General features: G+C 75.1%; 12 protein-coding genes. 11 read left to right on the top strand and 1 reads right to left on the bottom strand.

The genetic code is table 11. The annotated features are described in order from the left end of the window. Positions 1 to 72: 72 nt before the first annotated feature. Positions 73 to 3,939 carry a Pls/PosA family non-ribosomal peptide synthetase gene (locus AB0J04_RS25930; protein WP_363170944.1) on the bottom strand — a complete coding sequence of 1,289 codons (3,867 nt, stop codon included), beginning with the start codon at positions 3,937 to 3,939 and terminating at the stop codon, positions 73 to 75. Between the two features lie 501 nt (positions 3,940 to 4,440). Here AB0J04_RS25930 and AB0J04_RS25925 point away from each other — a divergent pair. From AB0J04_RS25925 to AB0J04_RS25875, 11 genes are all read left to right on the top strand, one after another. Continuing rightward, entirely contained in the window at positions 4,441 to 5,217 is a 777-nt protein-coding gene (locus AB0J04_RS25925) for a hypothetical protein (protein ID WP_363170943.1), read from the top strand. A gap of 1,371 nt (positions 5,218 to 6,588) precedes the next feature. After that, on the top strand, positions 6,589 to 8,154 hold the full coding sequence (locus tag AB0J04_RS25920) for a hypothetical protein (RefSeq protein WP_363170942.1): 1,566 nt from the start codon (positions 6,589 to 6,591) through the stop codon (positions 8,152 to 8,154). After that, the gene (locus tag AB0J04_RS25915) at positions 8,151 to 9,296 is read left to right on the top strand and encodes a hypothetical protein (protein WP_363170941.1); all 1,146 of its coding nucleotides are present in this window, start codon (positions 8,151 to 8,153) and stop codon (positions 9,294 to 9,296) included. The genes AB0J04_RS25920 and AB0J04_RS25915 overlap by 4 nt, the downstream gene beginning before the upstream one ends. Further along, complete coding sequence (locus AB0J04_RS25910; RefSeq protein WP_363170940.1) at positions 9,286 to 9,780, top strand: Pycsar system effector family protein; 495 nt, start codon at positions 9,286 to 9,288, stop codon at positions 9,778 to 9,780. The genes AB0J04_RS25915 and AB0J04_RS25910 overlap by 11 nt, the downstream gene beginning before the upstream one ends. Before the next feature lie 125 nt (positions 9,781 to 9,905). Beyond that, positions 9,906 to 12,248, top strand: a complete 2,343-nt coding sequence (locus AB0J04_RS25905) for a vWA domain-containing protein (RefSeq protein ID WP_363170939.1) — start codon at positions 9,906 to 9,908, stop codon at positions 12,246 to 12,248. Positions 12,249 to 12,386: 138 nt separating this feature from the next. Next, entirely contained in the window at positions 12,387 to 16,067 is a 3,681-nt protein-coding gene (locus tag AB0J04_RS25900; RefSeq protein WP_363170938.1) for a tubulin-like doman-containing protein, read from the top strand. Beyond that, complete coding sequence (locus tag AB0J04_RS25895) at positions 16,064 to 18,718, top strand: hypothetical protein (RefSeq protein WP_363170937.1); 2,655 nt, start codon at positions 16,064 to 16,066, stop codon at positions 18,716 to 18,718. The genes AB0J04_RS25900 and AB0J04_RS25895 overlap by 4 nt, the downstream gene beginning before the upstream one ends. Continuing rightward, entirely contained in the window at positions 18,712 to 19,803 is a 1,092-nt protein-coding gene (locus tag AB0J04_RS25890) for a hypothetical protein (protein WP_363170936.1), read from the top strand. Before AB0J04_RS25895 ends, AB0J04_RS25890 begins: the two co-directional genes overlap by 7 nt. Further along, positions 19,800 to 20,894 (top strand): hypothetical protein, encoded by a 1,095-nt coding sequence (locus AB0J04_RS25885; protein ID WP_363170935.1) that lies wholly within the window; start codon positions 19,800 to 19,802, stop codon positions 20,892 to 20,894. The genes AB0J04_RS25890 and AB0J04_RS25885 overlap by 4 nt, the downstream gene beginning before the upstream one ends. Continuing rightward, positions 20,891 to 22,990 (top strand): hypothetical protein, encoded by a 2,100-nt coding sequence (locus tag AB0J04_RS25880; protein WP_363170934.1) that lies wholly within the window; start codon positions 20,891 to 20,893, stop codon positions 22,988 to 22,990. Before AB0J04_RS25885 ends, AB0J04_RS25880 begins: the two co-directional genes overlap by 4 nt. 110 nt (positions 22,991 to 23,100) lie before the next feature. Beyond that, the gene (locus AB0J04_RS25875; RefSeq protein WP_363170933.1) at positions 23,101 to 24,396 is read left to right on the top strand and encodes a nucleotide disphospho-sugar-binding domain-containing protein; all 1,296 of its coding nucleotides are present in this window, start codon (positions 23,101 to 23,103) and stop codon (positions 24,394 to 24,396) included. Positions 24,397 to 24,587 lie beyond the last annotated feature (191 nt).

Genomic DNA, 24,587 nt, shown 5'->3' with positions numbered 1-24,587 from the left:
CCCTGACCTGTACTCGAACCACCCCGCCGCCGGGTCCTGCCACCCCGCCCGCCGGCTTTCAGCGGCCCGTTCTCAGGGACGCCACGCCTCGATCGGGTTGCCGAGCCAGCGGGTGTCCTCCGGGACGGACTCCGCGGCCATGACGAGCGACGCGGGGCCCAGGGTCGTACGGGCCCCGATCGTGCTGCCGGGCAGCACGATCCCGCCAGGGCCCAGCGTGGCACCCTCTCGGAGGACCACAGTATCCGTCCGCAAGATCCGGTCGTGGAAGAGGTGAGTCTGGAGCACACAGCCCCGGTTGACCGTGGCCCCGTCCTCCAGTGTCACCAGGTCCGACTCCGGCAGCCAATAGCTTTCCACCCACACGCCCGCGCCGATCCGCGCCCCGAGCGCGCGCAGCCACGCCGTCATCACCGGCGTGCCCGGCACGGCGCCCGCCAGCCACGGCACCGCGACGACCTCGACGAACGTGTCCGCCAGCTCGTTGCGCCACACGAACCCGCTCCACAGCGGGTGCTCGCCACTGCGGTGCCGGCCCACGAGGAGCCACTTCGCCACGACGGACAACAGAGCCGCGGCCGCTCCCGCGCCCAGCAGCACCAGCCCGGACAGCAGCGGCGCCCAGGCGCCCAGCGCGCACAGCGCCGCCACCGTCAGCACCGCCAGCCCCGCCGAGCAGAACACCGGCACGATCCGGCACAGCTCCACCAGGGCGCGCGCCCACAGCAGCCGCGCCGGCGGCTCGTAGGTCCGGCTCTGGTCGCCGCCGGTCGTGTTCCGCGGCAGCCTGACCGGCGGCAGCCCCAGGTACGAGCTGCCCTTCTTCGCCTTCTTCGGCGTCGCCGACAACACGCCCACCAGGCCGCCGTCCGGCACGCTGCGCCCTGGCGCGGTCATCCCCGAGTTGCCGAGGAAGGCCCGCCGACCGATCTCCGCGCGCCCGATCCGCACCCAGCCGCCACCGAGCTCGTACGGCGCGGTCAGCGTGTCGTCGGCGAGGAACGCGCCCTCGCCGACCGTGGTCAGGCTGGGCAGCGCGAGGACGGTCGACACCTCGGCGCCCTTGCCGATGCGCATCCCGAGCAGCCGCAGCCACACCGGCGTGACCAGCCCGGCGTACAGCGGGAACAGGGTCTCGCGCGAGCGGTCCATCAGCTGCGTCACGGTCCAGGCCTGCCAGCCGATCCGGCTGTGCGTGGGATGCGTGCCCTCGCGCAGGCCGATGCTCAGCAGCCGCACGGCGATCAGCAGCACCACGGCGTACGCCAGCCCGAAGGCGAGCGTGGCCGGCACCAGCGCGAGCGCGGCGCCCCGAAGGGCCTCGCCGAGCCCGTCGCCGGACGCCACGAACAGGCTCGCCACCAGCAGGGCCGCGCCGGCCGCCAGCACGGGCAGCGAGGTCAGCGCGAAACCGGTCAGGCCGTACATCACCCGCCAGTACGTGCCCCGCGCCGGCCGCTCCTTGGGCCAGTTGCGCTTGGCCTTGCCGAGCTTGACCGCGGGCGCGCCCGCCCACCGCTGACCGGTGGGAATCTGACCGGTGACCGCCGAACCCGGCGCCACCTCGGCCCGCTTGCCGACCCGGGCTCCCGGGAAGAGCATGCTGCGCGTGCCGACGACCGCGTGCGCGCCCACCTTGACCGGGCCGATCTCCAGCCGGTCGCCGTCCAGCCAGTGACCGGACAGGTCCACCTCGGACTCCACGGCCGCGCCCCGGCCCAGCTTCAGCATGCCGGTCACCGGCGGCAGCGAGTGCAGGTCCACGTCGGGCCCGACCTTGGCGCCCAGGGCCCGCGCGTACCGCTCCAGCCAGGCTCCGGTCAGCGAGGTCGCCCCGATGAACTCGGCCAGCTGCTCCGCCGTCCACAGCCGCAGATGGACGCTGCCGCCGCGCGGGTAGCGGCCGGGCTGCACACCGCGCAGCAGCAGCCGTGCCCCGCCCGCGGCGATCGCGAGCCGTCCGGGCGGGCTGAAGAGCAGCAGGAGCCCGGCCACGATCAGCCACCAGGGGGCGGTCGGCAGCCAGGCGTGTCCGGGCAGCAGGTTCCCGATCAGGGCGAGCGGCACGGTCCAGCGCACTCCGCGCAGGGTGAACAGCGGCAGGAGCAGCAGGAGCTGGATCGCCTTGGCGCGCGTCGGCACCGGGGCGATGACCCGGGCCGAGCCGTCGCCCTGCGCGGACTCCTCCAGGTGCCGGGCGAGCTTGCGCAGGGTGGGCTGCTGGTAGATGTCGAGGACGGCGGCGCTCGGGTAGCGGGTGCGCAGCCTCGTCGTCAGCTGGGCGGCGGCCAGGCTGCCGCCGCCGATCGCGAAGAAGTCGTCGCGGGCGCTGCCGACGGGGATGCCGAGGACCTCCGTCCACTGCTCGGCCAGCCACGCCTCGGTGCCGTAGAGCTGCTCGGCCGGGCCGGCCGTCTCCAGGCCCTCCAGGGGCCAGGGCAGCGCGTTGCGGTCGACCTTGCCGGACGTCCGCGTCGGCAGGTCGTCGACGGGCGCGAGCAGCGGCACCAGGGCGGCGGGCAGCTCGGCGCGCAGCCGCTCCACGGCCGCCGCCTGGTCCCAGCCGTCCTGCGTGACGACGTACCCGACGAGGAGCTGGTTGCCGCTGCGCGCGGTCCGCACGGCGGCCGCGGCCCCCGCGACGCCCGGCAGCGCCTGGAGCGCCGCGTCCACCTCGCCCAGCTCGATGCGCCGCCCGCCGAGCTTGATCTGCTCGTCGGCCCGTCCGAGGAAGACGAGCCCCTCGGCGTCGGCGCGCACCAGGTCACCGCTGCGGTACGCCCGCTCCCAGCCCAGCGACTCCAGCGGCGCGTACTTCTCCGCGTCCTTCTCGGCGTCGAGATAGCGGGCGAGTCCGACCCCGCCGATCACCAGCTGACCGCCGGCGCCCATCGGCACGGGCTCCCCGGCCTCGTCCACCACGGCCAGTTCCCAGCCCCTGAGCGGCAGCCCGATCCGGATCGGCTCCTCGCCGGACATCAGGGAGGCGCAGGCGACCACGGTGGCCTCGGTCGGCCCGTACGTGTTCCAGACCTCCCGCCCCTCCGTGACCAGCCGCTGCACCAGCTCGGGCGGGCAGGCCTCGCCGCCGAAGATCAGCAGCCGGACCTCGTTGAGGGCCTCGGGCTCCCAGAGCGCGGCCAGCGTCGGCACGGTCGAGACGACCGTGATCTCCTGCTCGACCAGCCAGGGCCCGAGGTCGGCGCCGCTCCTGACCTGCGACCGGGGCACCGGCACCAGACAGGCCCCGTACCGCCAGGCCAGCCACATCTCCTCGCAGGAGGCGTCGAAGGCCACCGACAGACCCGCCATGACCCGGTCGCCGGGGCCGATCGGCTCCTCGGTGAGGAACAGCGCGGCCTCGGCGTCCACGAACGCGGCGGCGCTGCGGTGGCCGACGGCGACGCCCTTGGGCCTGCCGGTGGAGCCGGAGGTGAAGATGATCCAGGCGTCGTGCTCGGTGCCGGGCCGGCCGGCCGCGGCTTCGGACGCGCCGTGGACGGTGATCGCGTGCCCGGCGCCGACGACGGCCCGTACGTCCGCCTCGCCGAACACCAGCTCGGCCCGCTCGTCGGGGTCCTCGGCGTCCACCGGGACGTAGGCCGCGCCGACCGCGAGGACGGCCAGGATCGCCACGTAGAGGTCATTGGTGCCGGACGGCACGCGCACGCCCACCCGGTCGCCGAGCCCGACCCCTGCGGCCGCCAGTCGGCGCCGGAGGTGCTCCACCTCGACGGCGAGGGCGCGGTAGGTGAGGGGCGTGCTGCCGTCGTCCAGGGCGAGCTCGTCCGGGAACGACCGCACGGCCGCGTCGAAGATGTCCACGAGGGTGCGTGGAGAGGCGGCGGGACCACCGGAGAAGCGTGCGGTGTCACCGAGCTGTACGCGGATTTCTTCGTCGAGCAGGCCGAGAGCACTGCTCTCGTGAATGGCTGCCATCGGTCCTCGCGTCTCGATCCCGGAAGCCTCCGGGGCGCCGGCGGGCCCGCAGGTTTGCCTGGGGTTGTCCGGTCCAACGCCGTAACAAGCCGGAAATTTTAGTACGACGCTAGGCTCGCCCGCTCGGCCCGGCCACCGGACAGGGCCGTCCGGGTATCCGGAATTGATCATCGGCAACGCTTTGACCTGCATCGTTCGCCGACCCGCGAGACTTGCCCCACATCGGCGGCAAGGGCGTCGCCATCGACCGGATGTCCCGTTTTGGCGGGCCATTGTCAACCGTACCTCGCTCGGCGATCTCCCCGCCTTCCGGGGGCGCGAGGTGGTGAAACGGAGTGGTCTCCGTGCGCCCGGGGCGCGGACTCCCCGGCATGCTCCCGCTCGAGCATCGCAATGTGTAAACGGCTACATCCAGCCGCTCCCGAATCCGGAATGCTGATGCCCATTCACGCAGGACGGGGGGCGATGCGGGTGGCGGGCAGTGCTATCTACAAGTTCTTGATGAGTGTGGACGTCCGGGGATCGGGGGGTCTGCGCGATGGCGCGAAACTGCGCATGCGCCGGGACGTCTACGAACTGACCGACAACGCCTTCCACGCCGTGGGGGTCGGCCCGGCGCTCATCCACCGGGAGGACCGGGGCGACGGCTTCATCGCCGCCCTCGACGCCAGGGTGCCGCCCGCCCGGCTGATCGGGTCCTGGCTGGCCGAGATCCACCAGGGGCTGAGACCCCTGAACGAGGAGCGGAGCCGACGCCTGGCCCTCCGGGTCGCCATGCACGTCGGGCCCGTGGCGCAGGACGACAACGGCCTCGCCGGCGAGGCGATGGACCTGGTCTGCCGACTCGCCGACGCCGAGGCCACCCGGGCGGTGCTGGAGCGCTCCGGGCGGGATCTGGTCTGCGTCGTCACCGAGCGGCTCTACCAGGACGTGGTCAAGCACGGCGGCCGCTTCATCGAGCCCCCCGCCTACCGCGCGGCGCCCGTCGCCCTCAAGGAGGGCCCGACGACCGCCTGGTTCCACATCCCGGGTGAGGTGCGCCCCGCGGTGCCGGGCGACGAGGCGTTCGCGGGCAGGAGCGCGGGCGCCGACGCCACGCCGCCCCGAGCGGCCCGCGCGCCGGAGCCGGACCGCACGGGGGTCACGCGGGGCACGGAGGGGGAAGGAGCCCGGTTCGACATCGACGTCGACGGCGACAGCTATGTCGTCACCGACTCCGTGCTGCACGGGCCGACGCACTTCGGAGGACGCGGAACCGGTCACGGAGCGTCCGGGTGAGCCCGGAGGGCTTCGCCGCGACGGCAGCCGCAGACGCCGGCGCCGCGCCGGTGCGGCAGCCTGCCGACCGGGACCGGGACGAGCGCGACCGGGGGTCCGGTGCCCCCGAGGACAAGGACAACGTCAAGGACAAGGGCGACGCCGAGCGCGACGCCAAGGACAGGGACAAGGGCAGGGACAGGGACAGGGACAGGGACAGGGACAGGGACAAGGACAAGGGCAGGGACAAGGGCAGGGACGGGGACAGGGACAAGGGCAGGGACAGGGACAAGGACAAGGACGACGAAGCCGCTCAGCGGGCCCGGGCGGAGTGGGAGGACAAGCAGCGGCGGGACGGCGAGCGCTTCAGGGAGGCCATGCGGGACCCCGTCGCGGCCGACGGCGCCACCGGCGGCGCCCGGGCCGTCAGCCGGTCCCGGTCCGAAGGGCGCGCCCGGTTCACCGTGCGCGGCAACAGCAGCGTGTTCGACCGCACCAGCTTCGGCCACGCCCACTTCGGCAACGTCTACCTGGGCGCGGGCGACGCCGGCTCCGCCGTCCTCGGCGAGGTGCCGGAGGACGAACTCGTCCGGCTCAGCCGGAGTTACTGCGCTCCCGACGGCTACCAGGTGCTCAAGGAGACGCTGCGCGAGCGCAGGGTGCTCGTCGTCGTGGCACCGCCGGGCACCGGACGCCGGACCACCGCACTGTGCCTGCTGGAGGAGCTGACGAGGGACGTCCGGCAGCAGGCCCGGAAGGAACCGGCCGACGACACCCGCGAGGACGCCGACCTCGCCCCCGGCCAGGTGACCCGGCTGGACGCCTCCTCGCTGGACCACATCCTCCGCGACCCCGCCACGGTCGCCGGACGTGTGGCGTCGGGCGGCGGCTTCGTCCTCCGCCTGCCCGACACACCGGGCGACTGGACCCCGCCGAGCGAGGCGCATCTGGGCGCCCTGGCCGCCGCCCTGGCCCGGCGTGACGCGTACGCCGTGCTGGTCGCCTCCCCGTCCACCCCGGCCGGCGCCCTGCTGACCGGACGGCACGCCCTGCGCTGCCCGTCCGCGCCCGCCCCCGAACTGCTCTCCTGGCACCTGCTGCGACACCTCACGGCCGGAGAAGGAAGAGCGGAAGGAAGAGCGGAAGGAAGAGCGGAAGGAAGAGCGGGAGAAGAAGCAGAAGGGGAAGCGGAAGGGGGCGCGGAAGCAGTAGCGGGCCCGGACGCCCTCGACCGGGGCGAGCGGATCCTGCGCCACCCGCTCCTGCGTCAGGCGCTGGGCATCCCGCTCGACGGTCTGCGTCCCGCCGAGACCGACGCGCTGGCGGCGCTGGTTCGTACGGCACCTCCGTGGCGAGCTGACCAGGGACCGACTCCTGGACCGCTGCGGCGAGGTGGCGCGCGCCCAGGTCCGGTCCTGGTTCGCCGGGGGCCGGGCGGCGGGGGCGACCGAGGAGGCGACCCACGCCCTGCTGAGGCAGGCCGCGTTCCGGGTGGCCCTGGCGGTCCTGGACGGCGAGGCCTTCAGCTCGGTCGCCGACGCGGCCGACCTGCTGGCCCGGGAACTGCTGACCGCCCGGACACCCGGGGAGGAGCCCGGACGTCCGGTGTTCGCCGAGGACTGGGACGGCCTGCTCGCCGCAGCCCGGGCCGAGTTCGGGCAGACCGAGGACGAGAGTCCGGCCGGAGTGCCGCTTCCCGTGCGCACCGTCCGCTACCAGGGGGACGCCTTCGCCGGCGCGGTCCTCGCCGAGGTGTGGCAGAGCCACCACGCGGCCCGCGCGCCCGTCGTCCGCTGGCTGCGGGCGCTCGCCGACGACCCCCGGCCGCAGGTCTGGGTCCGCGCCGCCCTGGTGGCCGGCGAACTGTGCACCGCCGACCCCGGGTACGGCTTCGTCGAACTGGTGGCCCCGCTCGCCTCCGCGCGCTCGGCCCGCAGGCGGTACGCCGCCGCCACCGCCCTGGACCAGGCCGGGCGCCGCGAGCCGTACCGGACGGCGGTCCGGGCCGTCGTCGAGGAGTGGGCGCACGCGGACGACGCGGGCCTGCGCTGGACGGCCGCCCTGACCCTCGGCCACGGCAGGATCGAGCCCGACACCCGCACCGCCGTGGAACTGCTCGGCCGCCTCGGCACCAGGGACGAGGGCCGGCACCTCCAGGTCGCCTCCTACGCCCTGGCCCGGCTGGCCGCGGGCAGCCGGGCCGCCGAGGCGCTGACCCTGCTGGGCGAATGGGCCGGGGAAGTGGCCGGAGACCGGCGTGACCTCGCCCTGCTGACCGGGGTGCGGCTGTGCACCGCCTCCGGCGACGACTACTGGGAACCCGAGAGCCCCGACGCTGACGGCGCCGACGGCGAGCCCGCCGACCCGGAAGGCCGGACCGACCCCGCCGGTGCGGCCCGGACGCTCCGACGCCCGGGCCGGGTGGGCGCGGCGCCGTCGGCGGGCCGGGCGGCCGGGAGCGTCCGCCTTCCCGGGGTGTGGCGGACGGTCCCGGGCCGCCCGGCCGTGCCCCGGGCGGACGTCGCGGCCGTCGACGCGGAGCTGGGCCGGCTGCGCGACTGGCCGCTGGCGCTCGCGATCGCCGTCGCGGTGCCGGAGGCGGCCGGTCCGCTGGCCGGACTGCTCTGGCGGGTCTTCGACAGCCATCTCTCGGGCGAGCGCGCCCTGGACGGACTGTCCTCGTGGCTGCGCGCGGCCCGACAGACGCAACCGGACGCGGAAGCGACGGAGGCCGCAGCAGCCGCGGAGGCCGCAGCAGTCGCGGACGGCGAACTGCTCCGGGCGCTCGTGTGGTTCCTCCCGCTCCTCGTCCGTGAGGAGCGGGACTGGCAGCGGCTCGGCTGGGTCCTGGAGGCGATGGCCGCCGACCCGGGAGAGCCGATGGACGAACGCTTCGTCGGCCATGTGCTCGACGCGGTGGGGGCAGGCCTGCGTGGCCGAGGAGAGGGACAGCAGTGAGCGACGAACCGCAGCCGGAAGCGGCCGGTCTACCGGACACCGTCACCGGGCCCTATCTGCGTGAACGGGTGTTGCAGGGAGCCAAGTTCCAGCACACGAGCGCCGAGATCGCCTCGATCGTCTACTACGACGGCGGCGGCTGCAGCCTCGTCACCTCGCAGGGCACCGAGCACCTCGTGCCCCGGCGCTACTGGGCCCGGCCGGTCAGCGTCTGCGAGATAGCCCGCGGACGGCACACCACCGTCTTCACCGTCGACCTGCCGACGGCGAACGGGGCCACCTTCTTCCCGACGAAGGTCACCCTGCGCTGGGAGGTGACGGACTACCAGCGGGTCGCCCACATGCGGCTGGCGAGCATCGAGAGCGATCTGGGCCCGGAGATCGTCTCCCGGCTGCGGCAGGTCTCCGGCCTGTTCGCGGTGGAGGACGTGCAGCGGGCCGACCAGGCCATCCTGGCGGAGACCGAGACCGACCGCTGGGCCGACTTCGGGGCCGATGTGGGCCTGCGCACCCGGCTGTTCGTCGAGGTGGACACCGACGAGATGCGCAAGCGCCAGGTCGCCGAGGCGCGGGAGCAGACCGCGCAGCGGGACGCGGTCGCCCGCCGCCTGGAGGAGTTCGCCCATCTGCCGACGGGTTCGGCGGAGGGCCGGCTCACCTATCTGATGGCGATGGGCGACCGGGAGGACGTGGCCGACGTCATCGCCATGATGCGCGAGGACGAGGCCCAAGGCCGCCGCGAGACCCAGGAGTTCTTCCTCCGCATGCTGGAACAGGGCCGGATCACCAGCCCCGAGCTGGAGGCGTTCCTGCGGACCAGGGTGCTCGCCTCGCTGACCCAGGGCGGCTTCGCACCCCCCGTCGCGCCCGGACCCGCGGTACCGGGCCCCGCGGTGCCCGGCCCCTTCGTGCCGCCGCCGAGGGAACTCCCGAGGCCGGAACCCGAGGACACCCCGCCGTGGCCGGGATCCGACCGGCCGGAGCCGCACACCCCGCAGGCGTACACCCCGGAGCCGCACACCCCGCAGGCGTACACCCCGGAGCCGTACCAGCCGTACCAGCCGGACGGCCCCCGGCGTCGGCGGCGCGACGACGACTACTGGAACGCCGCTCCCGAAGGGCGGGACGGCGATGGCCGGTGACGGGGAGGCGCAGTTCGTGGCGGCGCGGCTGCTGGCGGTGATCCGGGAGGACGCGGGACGCGCCGACGCCAAGGCGTCCTTCCTGCTGACGCTGGTGATCGCGCTGCCCACGCTGCTCCTGGGCATCACCGGGCTGCCGCACTGGCGGACGAACACCGCGCCGGTGCTGTTCGCCCTGGCGGGCGCCGGGTGGCTGGCCGGCGTCGGCGCGCTGGTCCACGCGGTCCTGCCGCGCAGCGGTACGCGGCGCGGCGGCCCGGGGCTCACGTACTACGCCGACGTCCTGGCCCTCCACCGGGACGACGGCATCGAGGGGATCCGGACGGAGGCCGCCCGGGCGGGCCAGGATCCGGTGGTCTGGCTGCTGACCCAGGCGGTCGACATCAGCGCCATCCTCGCCGCGAAGTACCGGTGGATCCGGTGGGGGATCCTCTCGGCGCTCACGGGGCTGGCGTGCGCCGCGGTCGGGCTGCTGGTCGGTTGATCGTCCGGTCCGCGACAGGGCTCGCGACAGGGACCGGGACATAGTCGGAAGGCGAAGTGGGGAACGTGGGGAAGCTACGTAGCAGTGATGTCCGGTATCTGAGCAAATGTTCGAGACGTCTTCGTGTGCGTCGCTCGGCTCGCTCCGCCCGTGCGGCGGCCGCGCTGATCGCGGCGGCGCTGCTGATCGGCGCCGCCGGCCCGGCGCCCGGCGCCGCCGACGCGGGCCGGGCCGCCGCTCCGCCCGCGCCGGAATCGATCAACCTGGCCGTGGCGGTCGACGAGTCGAACAGCCTGAGCGCCGACGACGTGGAACGAGAGCGGGACGCCGCGCAGCGCATCGCGCTCGGCGAGATATCCACCGGCTCGCGGCTGACCGTGCTCGGGTTCGCCAGCGCCGACAACGACGCACAGCAGGCCGTCGACGAGGTGTGTCCGACCACCGCCCTGACCGAGGTGGCCCGCGAGAAGATCGCCGCCTGCGTCGGAAAGCTCGACCGGCGCGGCAAGGGCGAGGGCACCGGCACCGACTTCCCGGCCGCCGTCCGACAGGGCATCGCCCGGCTCGCCGAGGGCTCGGTCACCGGCCCCCGGATCCTCTTCCTGCTCACCGACGGCGTCCTGGACGTCTCGGACAGCCCCGCCTACGGCGCGGACGAGGAGAGCCGCAAGGCCAACGGCGAGCGGGAGCTCCAGCGGGCCCTCGCCGAGGCCAGGCAGGCCGAGGTGCAGATCTGGCCGCTCGGCTTCGGCTCGCCCGACCCGGACGCCCTGCGCGCCATGGCGGCCGGCGGCTACCAGGGCGCCTGCGTCGACCTGCCGCAGGCGAAGCCCGCCTCCCGGGTCGTCGAGGACTCCGCCGCGCTGGGCGAGGCCGTCCGCAAGGCGTTCGCCAGCGCGCGCTGTCTCATCTCCGACCCCACCCACGAGGACACCCCGCCCGCCACGTTCAAGCTGCGGATCTCGCCGCTCGCCACGCTGGCCACCATCGTGGTCTCCAAGGGCGACCCGGCGGTCGAGGTGCGCATCCGGGCCCCGGGCGGCGAGGAGATCGACGGCACCCGCGACGACGGCGTGTCCTCCTACCGGCTCACCGGCGCCGACCAGGAGGTGGAGTCGCTGCGCATCGTCGCCCCGCGCCCCGGCACCTGGACGGTGGACCTGAGCGCGCCGGAGGGCCACCGCGACCAGCTCGCCAGCGTGGGCGTGCAGTGGCGCGGCGCGCTGCGCTCGTCGATCGTGATGACGCCCGCCTCCCCGCGTCCCGGCGAGCGGGCGACCGTCGGCCTCCAGCTCCAGACGTGGAACGACCAGCCGGTCAGCGACCCGGCCGACCTCGAGGCGCTGAAGGTCTCGGCCACCCTCGACGGCGCCGGGTTCACCCCCCAGGGCGTCGAGCTCGCCGACGACGGGAGCGGCGAGGACGCCCGCGCGGGCGACGGCCGGTTCACCGGCACGGTCACGATCCCGCGGACGGCGAAGGACCGCCTCAAGGTGACCGGCGTGCTCACCGCCATCGGACTCACCGCCGACCACCGGCCGTTCGTGACCGGAGTGGCCGGGGTCACCGCACAGGTGCAGGCCCATCTCGGCGTCTCCGACGCCACCCTGCACCCGGGCGACAGCGTGCCGCTGACCCTCAAGGCGTCCGACGACGCCGCCGAGGCGCGCGTGCTGCACCTGATCCTGGAGGACAGCTCGCGGGGCGACCTCACCGTCACCCCGGCCCGCGTCCGCGTCGAGCCGGGGCAGACCCGGACCGTGCGGGCCGAGGTGCGCGTCGGCGCCGGCGTCGCTCCCGGCCGGCTCTCGGCCAAGATCGTGGTGTACGACACCGGGCAGCCCGACCGGGTCCTGGACGCCCGGCTGCTGACCCTGCGGGTGACTCCGCCGCCGAGCTGGCCGGCACAGCACTGGGTGCTGCTGCTGGTCCTCGGCCTGCTGCTGGTCGCCGCGACCGCCGGCACGGGCTGGCGGCTGCTGGAGGGCAGACGCGTCCACAACGTGCGCGGACTGGTCCTCACCCTGCTCGTCCCGGACGAGAACGGCCAGGGCGAACGGCCCGTCAGCACCATCCAGGTGCGGACGGACGGCCCCGAGTACCGCTTCGGCGTGGTCGTCGGCAGCGGCGCCGACCCCCGGCTGGTGCCGGACCGGCAGGGCCGGTTCGCCGTACGACGGGACGCCCAGCGCATGGCCCGGCTGCGGACCCCCGAGACCTCCGGCACCGCGGTCGCATACGGCCGGACCGCGCCCCTCACCGGCGAGCTGCGGCTGAAGGTCGACTCGGTCCGCGGCCGCGTCCCGCGACCCGGGCTCGGCGGGGGACTGCGCCTGCCCCGCCTCGCGCTCCCGGGGCTCACCCGCGCCGACCGGCCCACCCGGCCCGGCCGCCCGGGCCCGACCGCGCCAGGGCCGCGCCAGGACCCGTCCGGACCGGCGGGCGGCGCCTACGACCCCGATCTGTGACCGGACGGCGGGGCCCCGGACACCATTGCGGCCCCGCCGTCGCGCACACCTCACACCACCGGCCCGCACCAGGGGGCCGGGCCACACGGACACGCTGCCGGGCCGCGAACAGCCGCCCGGGCAGAGGGGATCGCACCGATGAAGATATTCCAGCCGATGCTGTTCGTCGGGCTGGGCGGCACCGGCGGCCTGGTAGGGGCCGAGCTCGAACGCCGTCTGCGCGCCGAACTCTGCGGGCCCGACGGCACCGCCCTCACCGGCGACGGCCGCCGGCTCCCGCACCAACTGCCCGACTGCGTCCAGTTCGTGTACGCCGACTACAGCGAGGCCGAACTCGCCAAACTGCCCCACCTCAGCGCCGACCCGGCGCTGCGGCAGGCGTACTCCCGCACCGCGCGCGCCACCCACGACCTGCTGCCCGCCGAGTTCGACAGCTCGCCCGAGGTCACCCAGATGCTCCGGGCCGTGCTCCGCACCGAGGTGGCCGGCTGGCTGCCCCCGGTGGACGACGAACCCAAGGTCACCCCGCTGCGCAGCGGCGCGGGACAGCTGCCCACCGTCGGCCGCGCCGCGCTGTTCGCCACCCTGCGGGACGGACCGGCCCCCGTGCTCGACCCGCTGCGCCGGGCGATCGACGCCATCGGCCTGTCCGGCGGCGAACTCAGCGAACTGGGCGGCGGACCCCTGGGCGGCTGTGACGTGTTCGTCGCGTTCTCCGTGGCGGGCGGCACCGGCGCCGGGATCTTCCTGGACTACCTGTACCTGATCGGGCAGGTCTTCAAGGAGAAGCGGCTGTCCGCCCGGGTGTACCCGCTGGTCGTCATGCCCAAGGCGTTCCCGCCGGGCAAGGGCGGCGGCCGCCGGGCCGAACTCAACGCCGCCCGGGCCGTCGTGGACCTCTCCCGGCTGGTGGACGAGCAGAACGTGCCCGACCCCAAGGCCAACCTGGGGGACACCGGCCGCCCGGACCCGACGGCCATGCGCTACCCGCAGATGCACCCGGTGCGGCTGCGCACCGGCACCGTCCCGACGGCGTTCCTGTTCAGCCCCACCGCGGGCATCCGCCCCGACGACCTGCGCCGCTCCATGGTCTCCCTGGTGATGTCGCTGATCGGCACCGACCTGGGCGACTCGGCCGGCGGCACCGACCACGACGACCAGACGTTCTCCTCGAACTTCATCAACGCCGAGGTGGACCGGCGCATCCGCTCCGCCACCGGCATCGGACACCGGGGCATCTCCACCAGCCTGGTCGCCGCCATGACCTCCCCGCTCGACGAACTCGCCGAACTGGTCGCGGCCCGGATGCTCGCCCTGGCCGTCCGCCGGCTCACCGACACCGCGTCCCACACCTCCCTGGACGTCCGCGCCCTGGTGCAGGAGATGTTCACCGCCGCCGGCATCGCGCCCGTGTGGCGGCGGGAGGCGCTGCCCGTGCCCGACCCGGACCCGGTGCCCAAGGGCACCTCGGAGATCCAGCAGGCGCTGCGCGACCGGCTGGAGGAGATGCAGCGGCTCCTCGGCGACCTGGAGACCCGCCTCAAGCGCCAGGCGCCCGCGCTGGCGGACGCCTTCGTGCCGCGGGTCGCGGCCGAGCAACTGCTGCGCAAGGTCGACCTGTTGAGCCTGGAGGCGGTCGTCAAGGGCGTGCCCGGGCAGACCGGCGCCGTCGGACTCGGCTTCCTCGGGATGCTCGAGAACCGCCGTCAGGAACCGGCCCGTCCGCCCGGCGTCGAGGTGCAGCCGCCGTCCGTGCCCCGCATCCACCGCCGGGCCGGCGGTCTGTCGCGGGCCCGTTGGGGCGACGAGGAGGTCCGCGCCGCCCTCGACGAGCAGGACCGCTGGTACGAGTGGCGGGCCAAGGACATCTGGCACCGTGCCTGGGACGAACACGAACCGCGCTGGCGCCGCTCGGCGGAGGACCTCCGGCACGACATCGGCCGGCTCGCCGAGGCCTTCGACAAACACCTGGAGGAGGAACCGCGGTCCTGGGCCGCCGGTCTGAAGGAGCTGTACGACGACCGGGCCGGCGTCTCCTACCTGCTGCCCCCGCAGAACAGCCTGCGCGACTTCTACGAGGACCTGATCGACCGCCTCGTGGAGAGCGCCCAGCTCGGCCGCGGCGGCGACGAGGCCGACCTGCTGACCCACCTGGTCTCGGCCGACCGCTGGGAGGCCGCCTTCACGGCTGGCCGGCGCAACCCGTCCGCCGCCGTCTCGGAGGTCAAGACCGTTCTCCAGAAGCGGGTCGAGCAGCTGTTCGCCGAGCCCGGCGCCCAGCAGCGCGCCCAGCCGCTGCTGCCCAGCATGGGCACGCTCCTGTCGGCGGCGGTGGGCGACGCACAGGCCGTCCGCAACGTCAGCAAGCCCGCGCTGGAGCAGTTCACCTACAAACTGGCCGGGCTGCTCCCGGCCGGCTTCACCCCCGAGGGCAACGGCCCGCTGAAGATCCTCATCACCTACCCCAGCACCCTCGGCGGCAGGACCGCGCTGGAGGACTACCTGGAGAAGGCCCTCCACCTGCCCAAGGGCCGCCGCAGCATCGTCTTCCGCCCCGTCGACACGGACTCGATCACCGTCGTGCTGTTCCGCAGCGAGATGAGCCTGACCGAGGTGCCCGGCGCCCGCGAGGTCATGCGCCAGTGGGCCCGCGCCCAGGAGGACCGCCGCGACGACGACGTCCTGCGCTGGCGTCAGCGGCTCGGCTACCAGGACGACTGGCTGGCCTGCACCCCCGACGACCGCCGGCACATCCTCCAGCGACTGCTCTGCGTCATCTGGAACGGCCGGGTCGACGTCCAGGGCGACCCCGCCTCCCCGCAGCGCGTCACCCTGCGCCTGCACGACGAGATGGGCCCCGAGGCCCCCGGCCTCACCCTCCGGCTGGACGACCACCGCGACGGCGTGTCCAGCTGGGCGAGCCTGCTGCGCGCCTACGAGCGCTGGGCGCTGCTGGAGGAGGACGCCATCGTCGAGGACTACTGCCGGGTCCTGATGAACACCCTCCCCAGCGGCCTCGGCACCTCCGGCAGCCGCCCCTCGCCCCTCTACCTCAAGTTGGTCCACGAAGTCGCGCCGCGCCAACTCGACCTGCTGGCCGAGCGGGAGCGGATGTACGGCGGCCGGATCGCCGAATGGCTGCGCCCGCTGCGCGAGTTCTGGTCCGTGTCGCTGCCCGGCGCCCTCGACCTCGCCTTCCCCAACGAGGAGCGCGCCGTCCAGTCCACACTGCGCGCGCTGGAGGAATGGACCCGCATCGGCGGACTCCCCGGCGTCCCGCAGCCCCAGCCCCCGTCCCCGCCCCGGCGCGAACACCCCGGAGCGGCGCCGGCCGCCGGTTCGCCCGGCACCGCGCCCCAGCCCGACGGCGTACCCGCGCCCCCGTGGCACCGCCCCGCCCCCGCCGAGACACCGGGCGGCGCACCCCGCCGGCCCGGCACGGTGAACGGCGACCCCGTCCGCCGGCCCGCAGCGGCCGCCCCGGACGGGCCGGCGAACGGCACCTCCGCCCCGTACCGCCCGGGCACCGCGCCCGGCGCCCCGGCCGAGGGAGCCCCGCCGCCCTGGCCGGGATCCGAGGCCGCCCGCCAGGAGCAGCACGGCGGCCCCCTCGGGCCGACGCAGGTGCCCACCGCGGGCCGCACGGTCCCCGTCTCCGAGCAGCCCGTCGGCTACCCGCCCTACCCGGACCGGGCTCCCGCCGACCCGCCCTGGCCGGGCGCCGACCCCTCGGTGGCCTGGGGGATCGCCGACAGCGACGGCCAGGACGAATGGAACGACGCGGGTGAGCACGATCCCTGGAAGGGAGACGCGCGGTGACCGACGTGAGGCCTGACGACGCCGACGCCGAGGGCGTCTGCGTGCTCGACCTGCGGCCGCCGCCGGGCCGCCCCGCCGACCCGGCCGCCACCCGGCGGACCGTGCAGGAACAGCTCGGCCGCGCCCGCCTCGGCGGGTACGGACCGCTGCGCCTGCTGATCCTGGACACCGCCGTCGGCCTGACCGCCCACACGGCCGCCTACGAACGCGTCATGGGCTGCCCGGGCCGGTCCACGCCCCAGGTGCTGTGCGTCGCGGTCGGCGACGTGCCCCCCGCCGCGGACGCACCGGTCGGCGGAACCGGTGCGGCCGGGGCCGGCCGCCGACTGCGTCTGCCGACCGTGCTCAGCACGGCCGGCGCCGCCGTCCTGTGGGTCTCCGACCCGAGCTGTGGAGGGCCCGAGCCGGACCGGCGCCCCGCCGGACACCGGACCGCCGAGAGCGAGGCCGCCGTCGCCCTGCTGGTCGAACTGCTGCGCCCGCCCGAGCTGTTCGACGAGGTGCTGGAGAAGGCTCTGCGCTGCCCCTCCGCCACCGCCGCGCTCTCCGCCCACGTCCTCGCCTACGACCTGCCCGCCGAGGCCCGCGACCGGGCCTGGCGCGCGGCCCTGGCCCGGTTCGCCGGCGCCCCGGCAGCACCGGTCGCCGCCGAGGAGACCGGCCCCGTGCCCGAGGACCTGCCCAGGGCCCTGGCCGCACTGCTGCCGGACGGCGCGACCCGCCCCGCGGAGCGGATGCTGCGCCCCGACGGGCCCGTCGCCGCGGAACGCGACGCCTGCGTCCGTGCCCTGGACGCCGCCGACACGGCATGGTCGGACCTCGCCCGGCCGCTCGCGCTGCTCACCGGCAAGGCCGCCGCGCAGGCCCTGCCCCGGGCCGTCGAGGACGCCTCCCGCGGCCTGCGCCGCTACCGCGACGTCGTCGCCCGCGTCCTGCGCGAGAGCGGGGCGCCCGGCATCGGGCCCGCCGAGTCCGCGGCCCTGCTCGACCGGCTGGGGGTCACCCCGCCGGCCGGCGCGCGCTTAACGGCGCGGCCCGAGCGGGCCACCGAGGAGGAACTCGGCGCGTTCACCGTCGGCCTGCTCTCCAGGGGCCTGGCCCTGCACACGGTGGCCGGCCGGCTGACCTCGCTGTCCGAACAGGTCGCGACGGTGCCGGCCGCCGGCCTGGCCGCCCGCCTCGATCAGCGCTGTCCGGCGGAGCTGCCCGGCCGGGTCGGCGTCTCCCACCCGTTCGGCTTCGCCTCCGCCGGACTCGGGCGGCTCGCCGGTCTCGCGGCGCTCGTCGCCCTGGCCGGGCCGGGCCGTTGGCCGGGCGCCCTGCTGGCCGTCGTGCCGGCCCTGGTGCTGCTCGTGGGCGGGGCCCTGGCCGCCGGCCGCCGCCCCGCCCCCGAGGTGCGCGGACCCGTCCACCAGGCCGCCGTGCCCCGCGCGCTGGCCGTCGCCCTCGGCGCGACCGGCGCGTTCTTCCTGGGGCGACTCCTGGACCCGCCCCTGTGGATCGGGGTGATCGGCACGGCGGTGGCCGCGGCGGCCTGTCTGCTGATGGTCTGCTCCGACTGGGTGCGGGCCGTGGACGAATGGTGCGAGGGCACCGGCCTCGCCGTGCTGCGCCAGGGCCTGGACGGGGTGGACGCCGTCCTGGCCGACGCGATGCGCCGGCAGTGGTGGGCCGCCGACGAACGCACCCGGTGCGCCGACTCCGCCCGCGCCCTCGCGGTGGTCCTGCGCCGCAGCGCCGCCGAAGCGCACGACAGCCGGACCGCGCACACCCCCACCGCCCCCGAACAGCCCGACCCCGACGCGTTCCCGCCCCGGGACGACCCCGGCCGCGCGGGCCGGACCGGCGACGGCTGGCCCGCCGACACCTGGTCGGACGAGGCCTGGCCCGAGGACCCCTGGAGCGAGCGCCCCGCCGACGAAGGCCCCTGGGACGACGTGCCCCGACGCAAACACCCCGCCTTCGACCAGCCACCGCTCGCGCCCGAGCCGCCGGGATCCGACGCCGACGACCGTCCCCCGTCCCCCGACGCCCCGCACTGGCTGGTGCACACCACCGCCGACGGCGGCCCCGAACTGCTGCCCACGCTGGTCGCCGACCTCGCGGACGCCACCGTCGACGCCCTCCGCCGCTTCTGGGACGCCACCGGACCGGCCGCGACCGCGCACCGGCCCGCCGACACCCTCGCCGAGGCCGTCCGCGGCGGATTCGGCACCGCCCGCCGCCACCTCGAACGCTGCGGGGTCATGGCCGTGCCCCCGTTCGCCCGGCCCGGCCGCCGCCGCGGCGACGCCATGGCCCTGCTCGGCAGCGGCCTGCGGCCCCTGCGCGACGCTCTGACCCCCGAGGCCGCCGACCGGCTGCGCGCACTGTGCTCGACGGCCCAACTCCCGCTGCTCAGCCGGGACCCGGCGGCCATGCACGTCATCCGCTTCGCACCGCGGGCGGTACGCACCGCGCTGGGCACGGCCCCGGCGCCCGAGCCCGACGACGCCGTCTGGATGTCGTCCGGCCGGTTCGTCGGCGCGATCGGACTGACCGCCCTGCGCCCGGGGGCGGTCGAGACGGTAGGGATCCGCGTGCGGGCCGCGGACGACGACAAGGCCGACAGCCGGATGTCGCACGGTGACAGTGGGGGAGCCTCATGGTGAACGACGACAACGCGCGAGCCGGCGGCGAGTTCGAGGAGCTGGGCATGATCTCCCCGCAGGGCGCCCCGCTGCGGGTCAAGGCCCGCTTCGGACCCGACCTGCCCCGGATGGTCCGCCCGCCCGCCGTCGGCCGGCGCGTGCAGTTCGGGGACGAATGGGCCGGCCTCCAGGTGCGCCTGCCCGAGGCCGAGTCGGGCAACGAGACCGCGCAGACCGCCATCGAGGCGGAGACCGCCGCCGTCCTGACCGTGCACCGCGCCTACTCCGGAACCCGCTACAGCGGCCTCTTCCCGGCGCCGATCGGCTACGACGTCAACGCCACCGAACCCTTCATCGTCTACGCGGCGCCCCGCGGCCGCTCCGTCGCCGCCCTCGCCCAGGGCGTCTCCACCAGCCAGCAGCGCGTCATCGAGCGCGATCTCGTGCTCGCCGTCCGGCTCATGGAGGCCGTCGGACTGGTCCACCAGGGCCTCGTCCCCGCCGCCGTGCGCTGGGACGACCACGGCATCCAGCTCTGGGACTTCGGCTCCGTCACCCACCTCGGCCGCCCCCGCAGGCCGTACGGCATCCCGCCCTACGCCGCCCCCGAACAGCGGCACGGCGAGGGCCTGACGGACGCGCGCGACGCCCTGTGGAGCGTGGGCCAGATCATGCACCAACTGGTCACCGGACGCCCCGGACACCCCGAAGGTCCCTCCGCGGACCTCCCCGCGCACCCCTCCCTCGCCCAGACCCTCGCCCCGGTCTTCGCGCCCCGCGCCGCCGACCGGCCGCCGCCCGGAACCCTGCTGCAACTCCTCATGCCCGGCGCCGGAGCCGACTTCCCCGCCGTCGCCCAGCCCGACCCGCTCGACCCCTACCGGCGCGACTTCGACACCGCGATGCGCCGCAAACGCGCCTCCCTGCGCCGCGCCCCGCTCCCGCCACCGCCGTCCGCGCCACCCTCCGCGCCGCCGTCGGCGCCCCCCTGGCTCGGCGAACCCCGGCCACCGGCCGACACCGCCGAGGAGGGCGCCTGGCTCTACGGCGGCAGCACCGCCCACGATCCCGAGACCGCCGGCACCGAAAGGGGCGGCTACCGATGAGCCCGTTCACCGCCGGGGCCACCGGCCCCGACCTGCTCTGCCCCTACTGCCTGGAGGTCGTCTCCTACGACGACCGCCACCTCTTCGTCCGCGACGAGCGCCAGCAGTACCAGACCCTCGACCTCAGCGGCCAGACCAGCCCGCTGCGCCGGGCCGACACCCTGCGCTCCGCCTATCAGCGCTGCCGCAACACCGACGGCGTCACCCCGCACTACATTCCCGTCCCCTACCTCACCAACGGCAGCCCGCTCACCGTCGCCATGGTCGGCGACTCCGCGACCGGCAAGACCCACCTGCTCACCCAGATGATCGGCGAGATCACCGACGGCGGCCTGGAGCCCTACGGCATCACCTGGCAGTCCGTGAACCCGCAGGACCACCGCGAGTTCATGGAGGAACAGGTCGACGTGCTGCGCTCCGGCCGGATGCTCGAGCACACCCCGCAGCTGGAGACCTCCGCCACCTTCGAGGAGGCCCTGCTGCTCACCGGCGCCGACGGCAGAACCCGTCCGCTCGCCTTCTTCGACCTCAGCGGCGAGGACCTGCGGCGCACCGACGCCCTGCTGCGCTTCATGCTCGGCGTGGACGCGCTGATCTTCGTCGTCGATCCGCTGCGCGCTCTGCCGCACGCCCAACTCGACCCGCTGCGCGGCGCGTTCCACTACACCCGCGGCGGCGACCCGGCCTTCCAGACCGTCCTGGACCGACTGCCTCGCAACGGCACGTATCTCGGGGTCGCCGCGGCCGTGGTGATCAACAAGTGCGATCTGCTGCCCTTCGAACCGCCGGTCGACCGCTGGCTGTCCCAGCCGGCCGTGCCCCAGGTCTCCGCCGCCCGGTTCCGCGCCGAGAGCTGCGACGCCTACGCGTTCCTGCGCCACTACGCGGGACCGGCCTGGGTCCGGCCGTTCGACACCGTGCTGCGCTGCACCCTGCACTTCGCGTCCGCGACCGGCAGCCAGTACCGCGACGACCGCTTCGTGCACGGCGTCCGTCCGCGCCGCGTCCTGGAACCGCTGGTCTCGGTGCTCTCGATGTGCGGCATGATCGCCGACACCGGCGCCGACGGTCCCGCCGAGGTGGGGATGTGAGCGACGGGAGCGGCGTGGTCGACCAGATGGTGTTCCGGTGGGCGGGCAGCCGGGGCGCCACCCGCGGCGCGGGCATCACCGCGGTCGCCTACTCGTGCGACGAACGCACCGCCCGCGACCTCGCCGAACAACGCGGCTCGGTGCTGCGGGTGAAGGGCGGCGGCGGGCGCACCAGCGTGGTGCGGCTGATCCACGGCGACCTGGCGGTCCTGCTGCGCAGGATGCCGGACACGGACGGCAACAACCGCGAGAACACGGTGTGCCACGCCCTCATGGCCCCGGCCGCCACCCTGACCGCCCGCCTCTGCCTGGCCCTCGGCTCCGGGCCCTGGAAGGAGGACGGCTGGCTGGACGAGGCCCGGGGCACGATCCCGCCCTTCGGCCTCAAGGCCGTGCAGGAGCTGGCGGACCGGCGACAGGGCCCCCTGAAGGACGGCGTCCTGCTCATCCAGGAACCGCTGGTCCGCCTGGTCGCCGAGCTGCTGCGCACCCCGGCGGGTCGCGTGTCGGCGCTCGTCGGCGAACTGGAGTCGGCCGCCGACGCCGCCCGCGGCGACCGCGCCGAGACCGACGAACCGCCCCCCGACCCGGCGCTGTCCGCCCTGTGGGCCCTGTGCGACATCTTCGGCAACTGGCTGGGCAACGACGGCTGGACGTACGCCACCTACGACACCTCGGACGCCCATCCGCACCGCGTGGTCTTCGTCCCGGACTGGCGTCGCTCCCACACCCAGGACAACGACCTGCGCCGCATCAAGCTCACCGACCCCGGGCGGGACCACGCCTTCGAGCTCGCGGAGCTGCTGGTCACCCACTACCGCAACTGGCTCACCACCCGCTCCCAGGACGAGTACCGACGCCCCCTGCAACGCGTCCCCGACGCGGCGTCCCTCCCGGAGGAGGACCGCTACGACGTCATCGAAGGCGCCCTGACAGGCCGACTCCGCCACCCGCGCCTCCACCCCCGCCCCCCGGCCCCCCGGCCGCCCGTCGCACCCACCGCCCCCTCTCTCCCCTCTCCGGACGTGAACCCCGGCGATGACGAGCCCGACCTCTGGGTCGACGACCGTCTCGACGACCGTCTCTGGACCGAACCGGAGCCGGCGGCAGGGCCGAAGCCGGAACGACGCGACACCCCGTCCCGCGGCGAGAGCCCGCACCGGGAGACCGGCGACCCGGGCGGCCCCGAGACGGCCACGCCGTCGGACCCGCGCCAGGACGCCTGGCCGACCGCCGGGCCCGCCGCGCCCGTCGGCCCGACGACACTGCCGCCCACGGAGCCGCCTCCACCGCCACCGCCTCCGCCTCCGCCGGTGCACCGCGCACCGACGAACACGGCGCACACCGTGGCCGTCCCGCCCCGGCCCGATCGCCCGCCCGCCGTCGGCGCCGCGGACCCGTACCGGCAGGACGACCCGCGGCTGTCGCAGCACGAGCGCGAGGCGATCCTGCGGGAGGCGCTAGACATCTCCTTCCTGGACGTCCTTCCGCACCCGAAGCCCAGGAAGCGCCTCAAGGCGAGGCTGCCGATGCAGCAGCGGGTCCGCGACGAACTGGTCAGACAGCTGATGGATCCGCACCCCCCGCACGCCGACGACCTGCGCAAGTCCCTGAGGAACAGGCTCCTGGGCGAGGCGACGGTGACCGACCTCGTCCACATTCTGGGGACGCGGCTGAACTGCCAGGCCCAGAACCTCGTCCTCGGGACGCTGGGGGAGCGTGAGTACACGGACGCGGAGATGGGCGAACTGTGCAGGAGCCTGCTCTACGAGCGTCTGCTGCTGCGGCCCCGGCCCCGGCACGCCGACCCCGCCGTCGAGGACGTCCTGGAGACCCGGGCGGTCCAGGTGGCCGTCTGGCTGCTGCACTGGCTGGTCGCGCCCAGGGCTTCACGGCATCTGCCCGCGCTGGAGAACTTCCTCGCCCACCTGGCCGCGTCGGAGGAGTTCGTCGACCGCCAGCTCCTGGAGGACATCCTCGTCCGGGAGTGGCCCGCCGAAGTGCCCGACCTGCCCAACACCGTGTTGCGGGTGGCCGTGCGACGGCTGTACGAGCGCCACGATCTGTGGGTCCTCGGCCCCGAGCGGCCGGGCTGAGCGGGTCCGAGCGGGCTGAACCGGCAGCCGGACCGAGTGTCCACTTCTTCTGCACACCGGGTTCCTACGCTCCTGTGGCACCGTCCACCCACCCCGCGCAGGGAGTCTCCGTGACACTCGTCATCGCCACCGCGGCACCGTTCCACGGCCATGTTCAGCCGGTTCTCGCCGTGACCGCCGACCTGGTGCGCCGCGGCCACGAGGTCGTCGTGCTGACCGGCGGCCGGTTCGCCGAGGACGTACGGGCCGCCGGCGCCCTTCATGTGGCGCTGCCGCCCGAGGCGGACTTCGACGACCGCAAGCTGGACCTGTACTTCCCCGAGCGCGCCGCCCTCCCGCCGGGACCGGCGCAGCTGTCGTACGACCTCAAGCACGTCTTCGGCGATCCGACCGCCGCCCAGTACCGCGCGCTCAGGGCCCTGCTGGCCCGCCGGTTCCCGGCGTCCGTCGTGATCGGCGACCCGTACTTCTGGGGGACCACGGCGCTCTCCCTGTCCGCCGCGCCCGGGCACCGGCCGGTCACCGTCAGCCTCGGCATCACCCTGCCGACCCTGCTCAGCGAGGACGCGCCGCCCATCGGGTTCGGGCTGCCGCCCCTGGCCGGGGAGGACGCGAAGAAGCGGCACCGAGAGATGAACGACCAGGTCAGGGAGGGCTTCGCCGACGCCCAGCGGCATATCGAGGAGAACTTCGGAGAGAGCGGCGTCGAGTTGCCGGGCTTCGTCCTCGACACCCTGGTCACCGCGCCGGACCACTACCTTCAGCTGACCGTCCCGGGCTTCGAGTATCCGCGCGCCGACCTGCCGCGCTCGTTCCGGTTCGTCGGCCCGCTGCCCGCCACGCCGCCGCGGCCGCGGCCGCTCCCGGACTGGTGGGGGGACGTGGAGTCGGCGCGGCGACCGGTCGTCGTCGTCACCCAGGGGTCGTTCGACAACCGCGACCTCGGGCGGCTGGTGCGACCCGCCCTCGAAGCGCTGGCCGATGACGACGTCCTCGTCGTGGCCGCCACGGGACGCGCGGACGGCCCGGCCGAGATCCGTGCGGCGGGGCCCGTGCCGGCCAACGCCCGCGTCGGCGGATACGTCCCTCTCGACGCGCTCCTGCCGTATGCCTCGGTGCTGGTCACCAACGGCGGGTACGGCGGTGTGCACGAGGCCCTGCGGCACGGGGTGCCGCTCGTCGTCGGCGGGGACGGGGAGGACAAGCCGGAGGTGGCGGCCCGGGTCGAGTGGAGCGGGGCCGGGCGCGATCTGCGGACCGGCCGGCCGTCGCCCGAAGCCGTGCGGGACGCCGTGCGGACCGTGCTGGCCGAGCCCGGACACCGCAGACGGGCCGCGGAGTTGCAGGGAGGGTTCGCGCGTCATGACGCGCTCGCGGCCGTCGCGGAGGTGGTCGAATCGGCGTAGGCGCAGGCCTACGTGCCGGCGTGCGTGCCGGCGTACGCGTGGGCGTGGTCGCGCCGCGCCCGGAATGTCCTGCCCTGTGAGAGGCGGCCCCGCCGCTGCCTAGTGCCGCGGCAGGCAACGTTTGCCCGTCAAGGAGCGGCGTCCGGTGCGTGCTCTCGGTGTGCCGGCCGGAAGTCCTCGTACTGGACGTA

It is taken from the genome of Streptomyces sp. NPDC050263 (assembly GCF_040655955.1).
GTDB lineage: Bacteria > Actinomycetota > Actinomycetes > Streptomycetales > Streptomycetaceae > Streptomyces.
Note: the sequence above shows the minus strand (reverse complement) of the source record. Positions and strands in the feature narration are given on the sequence as shown.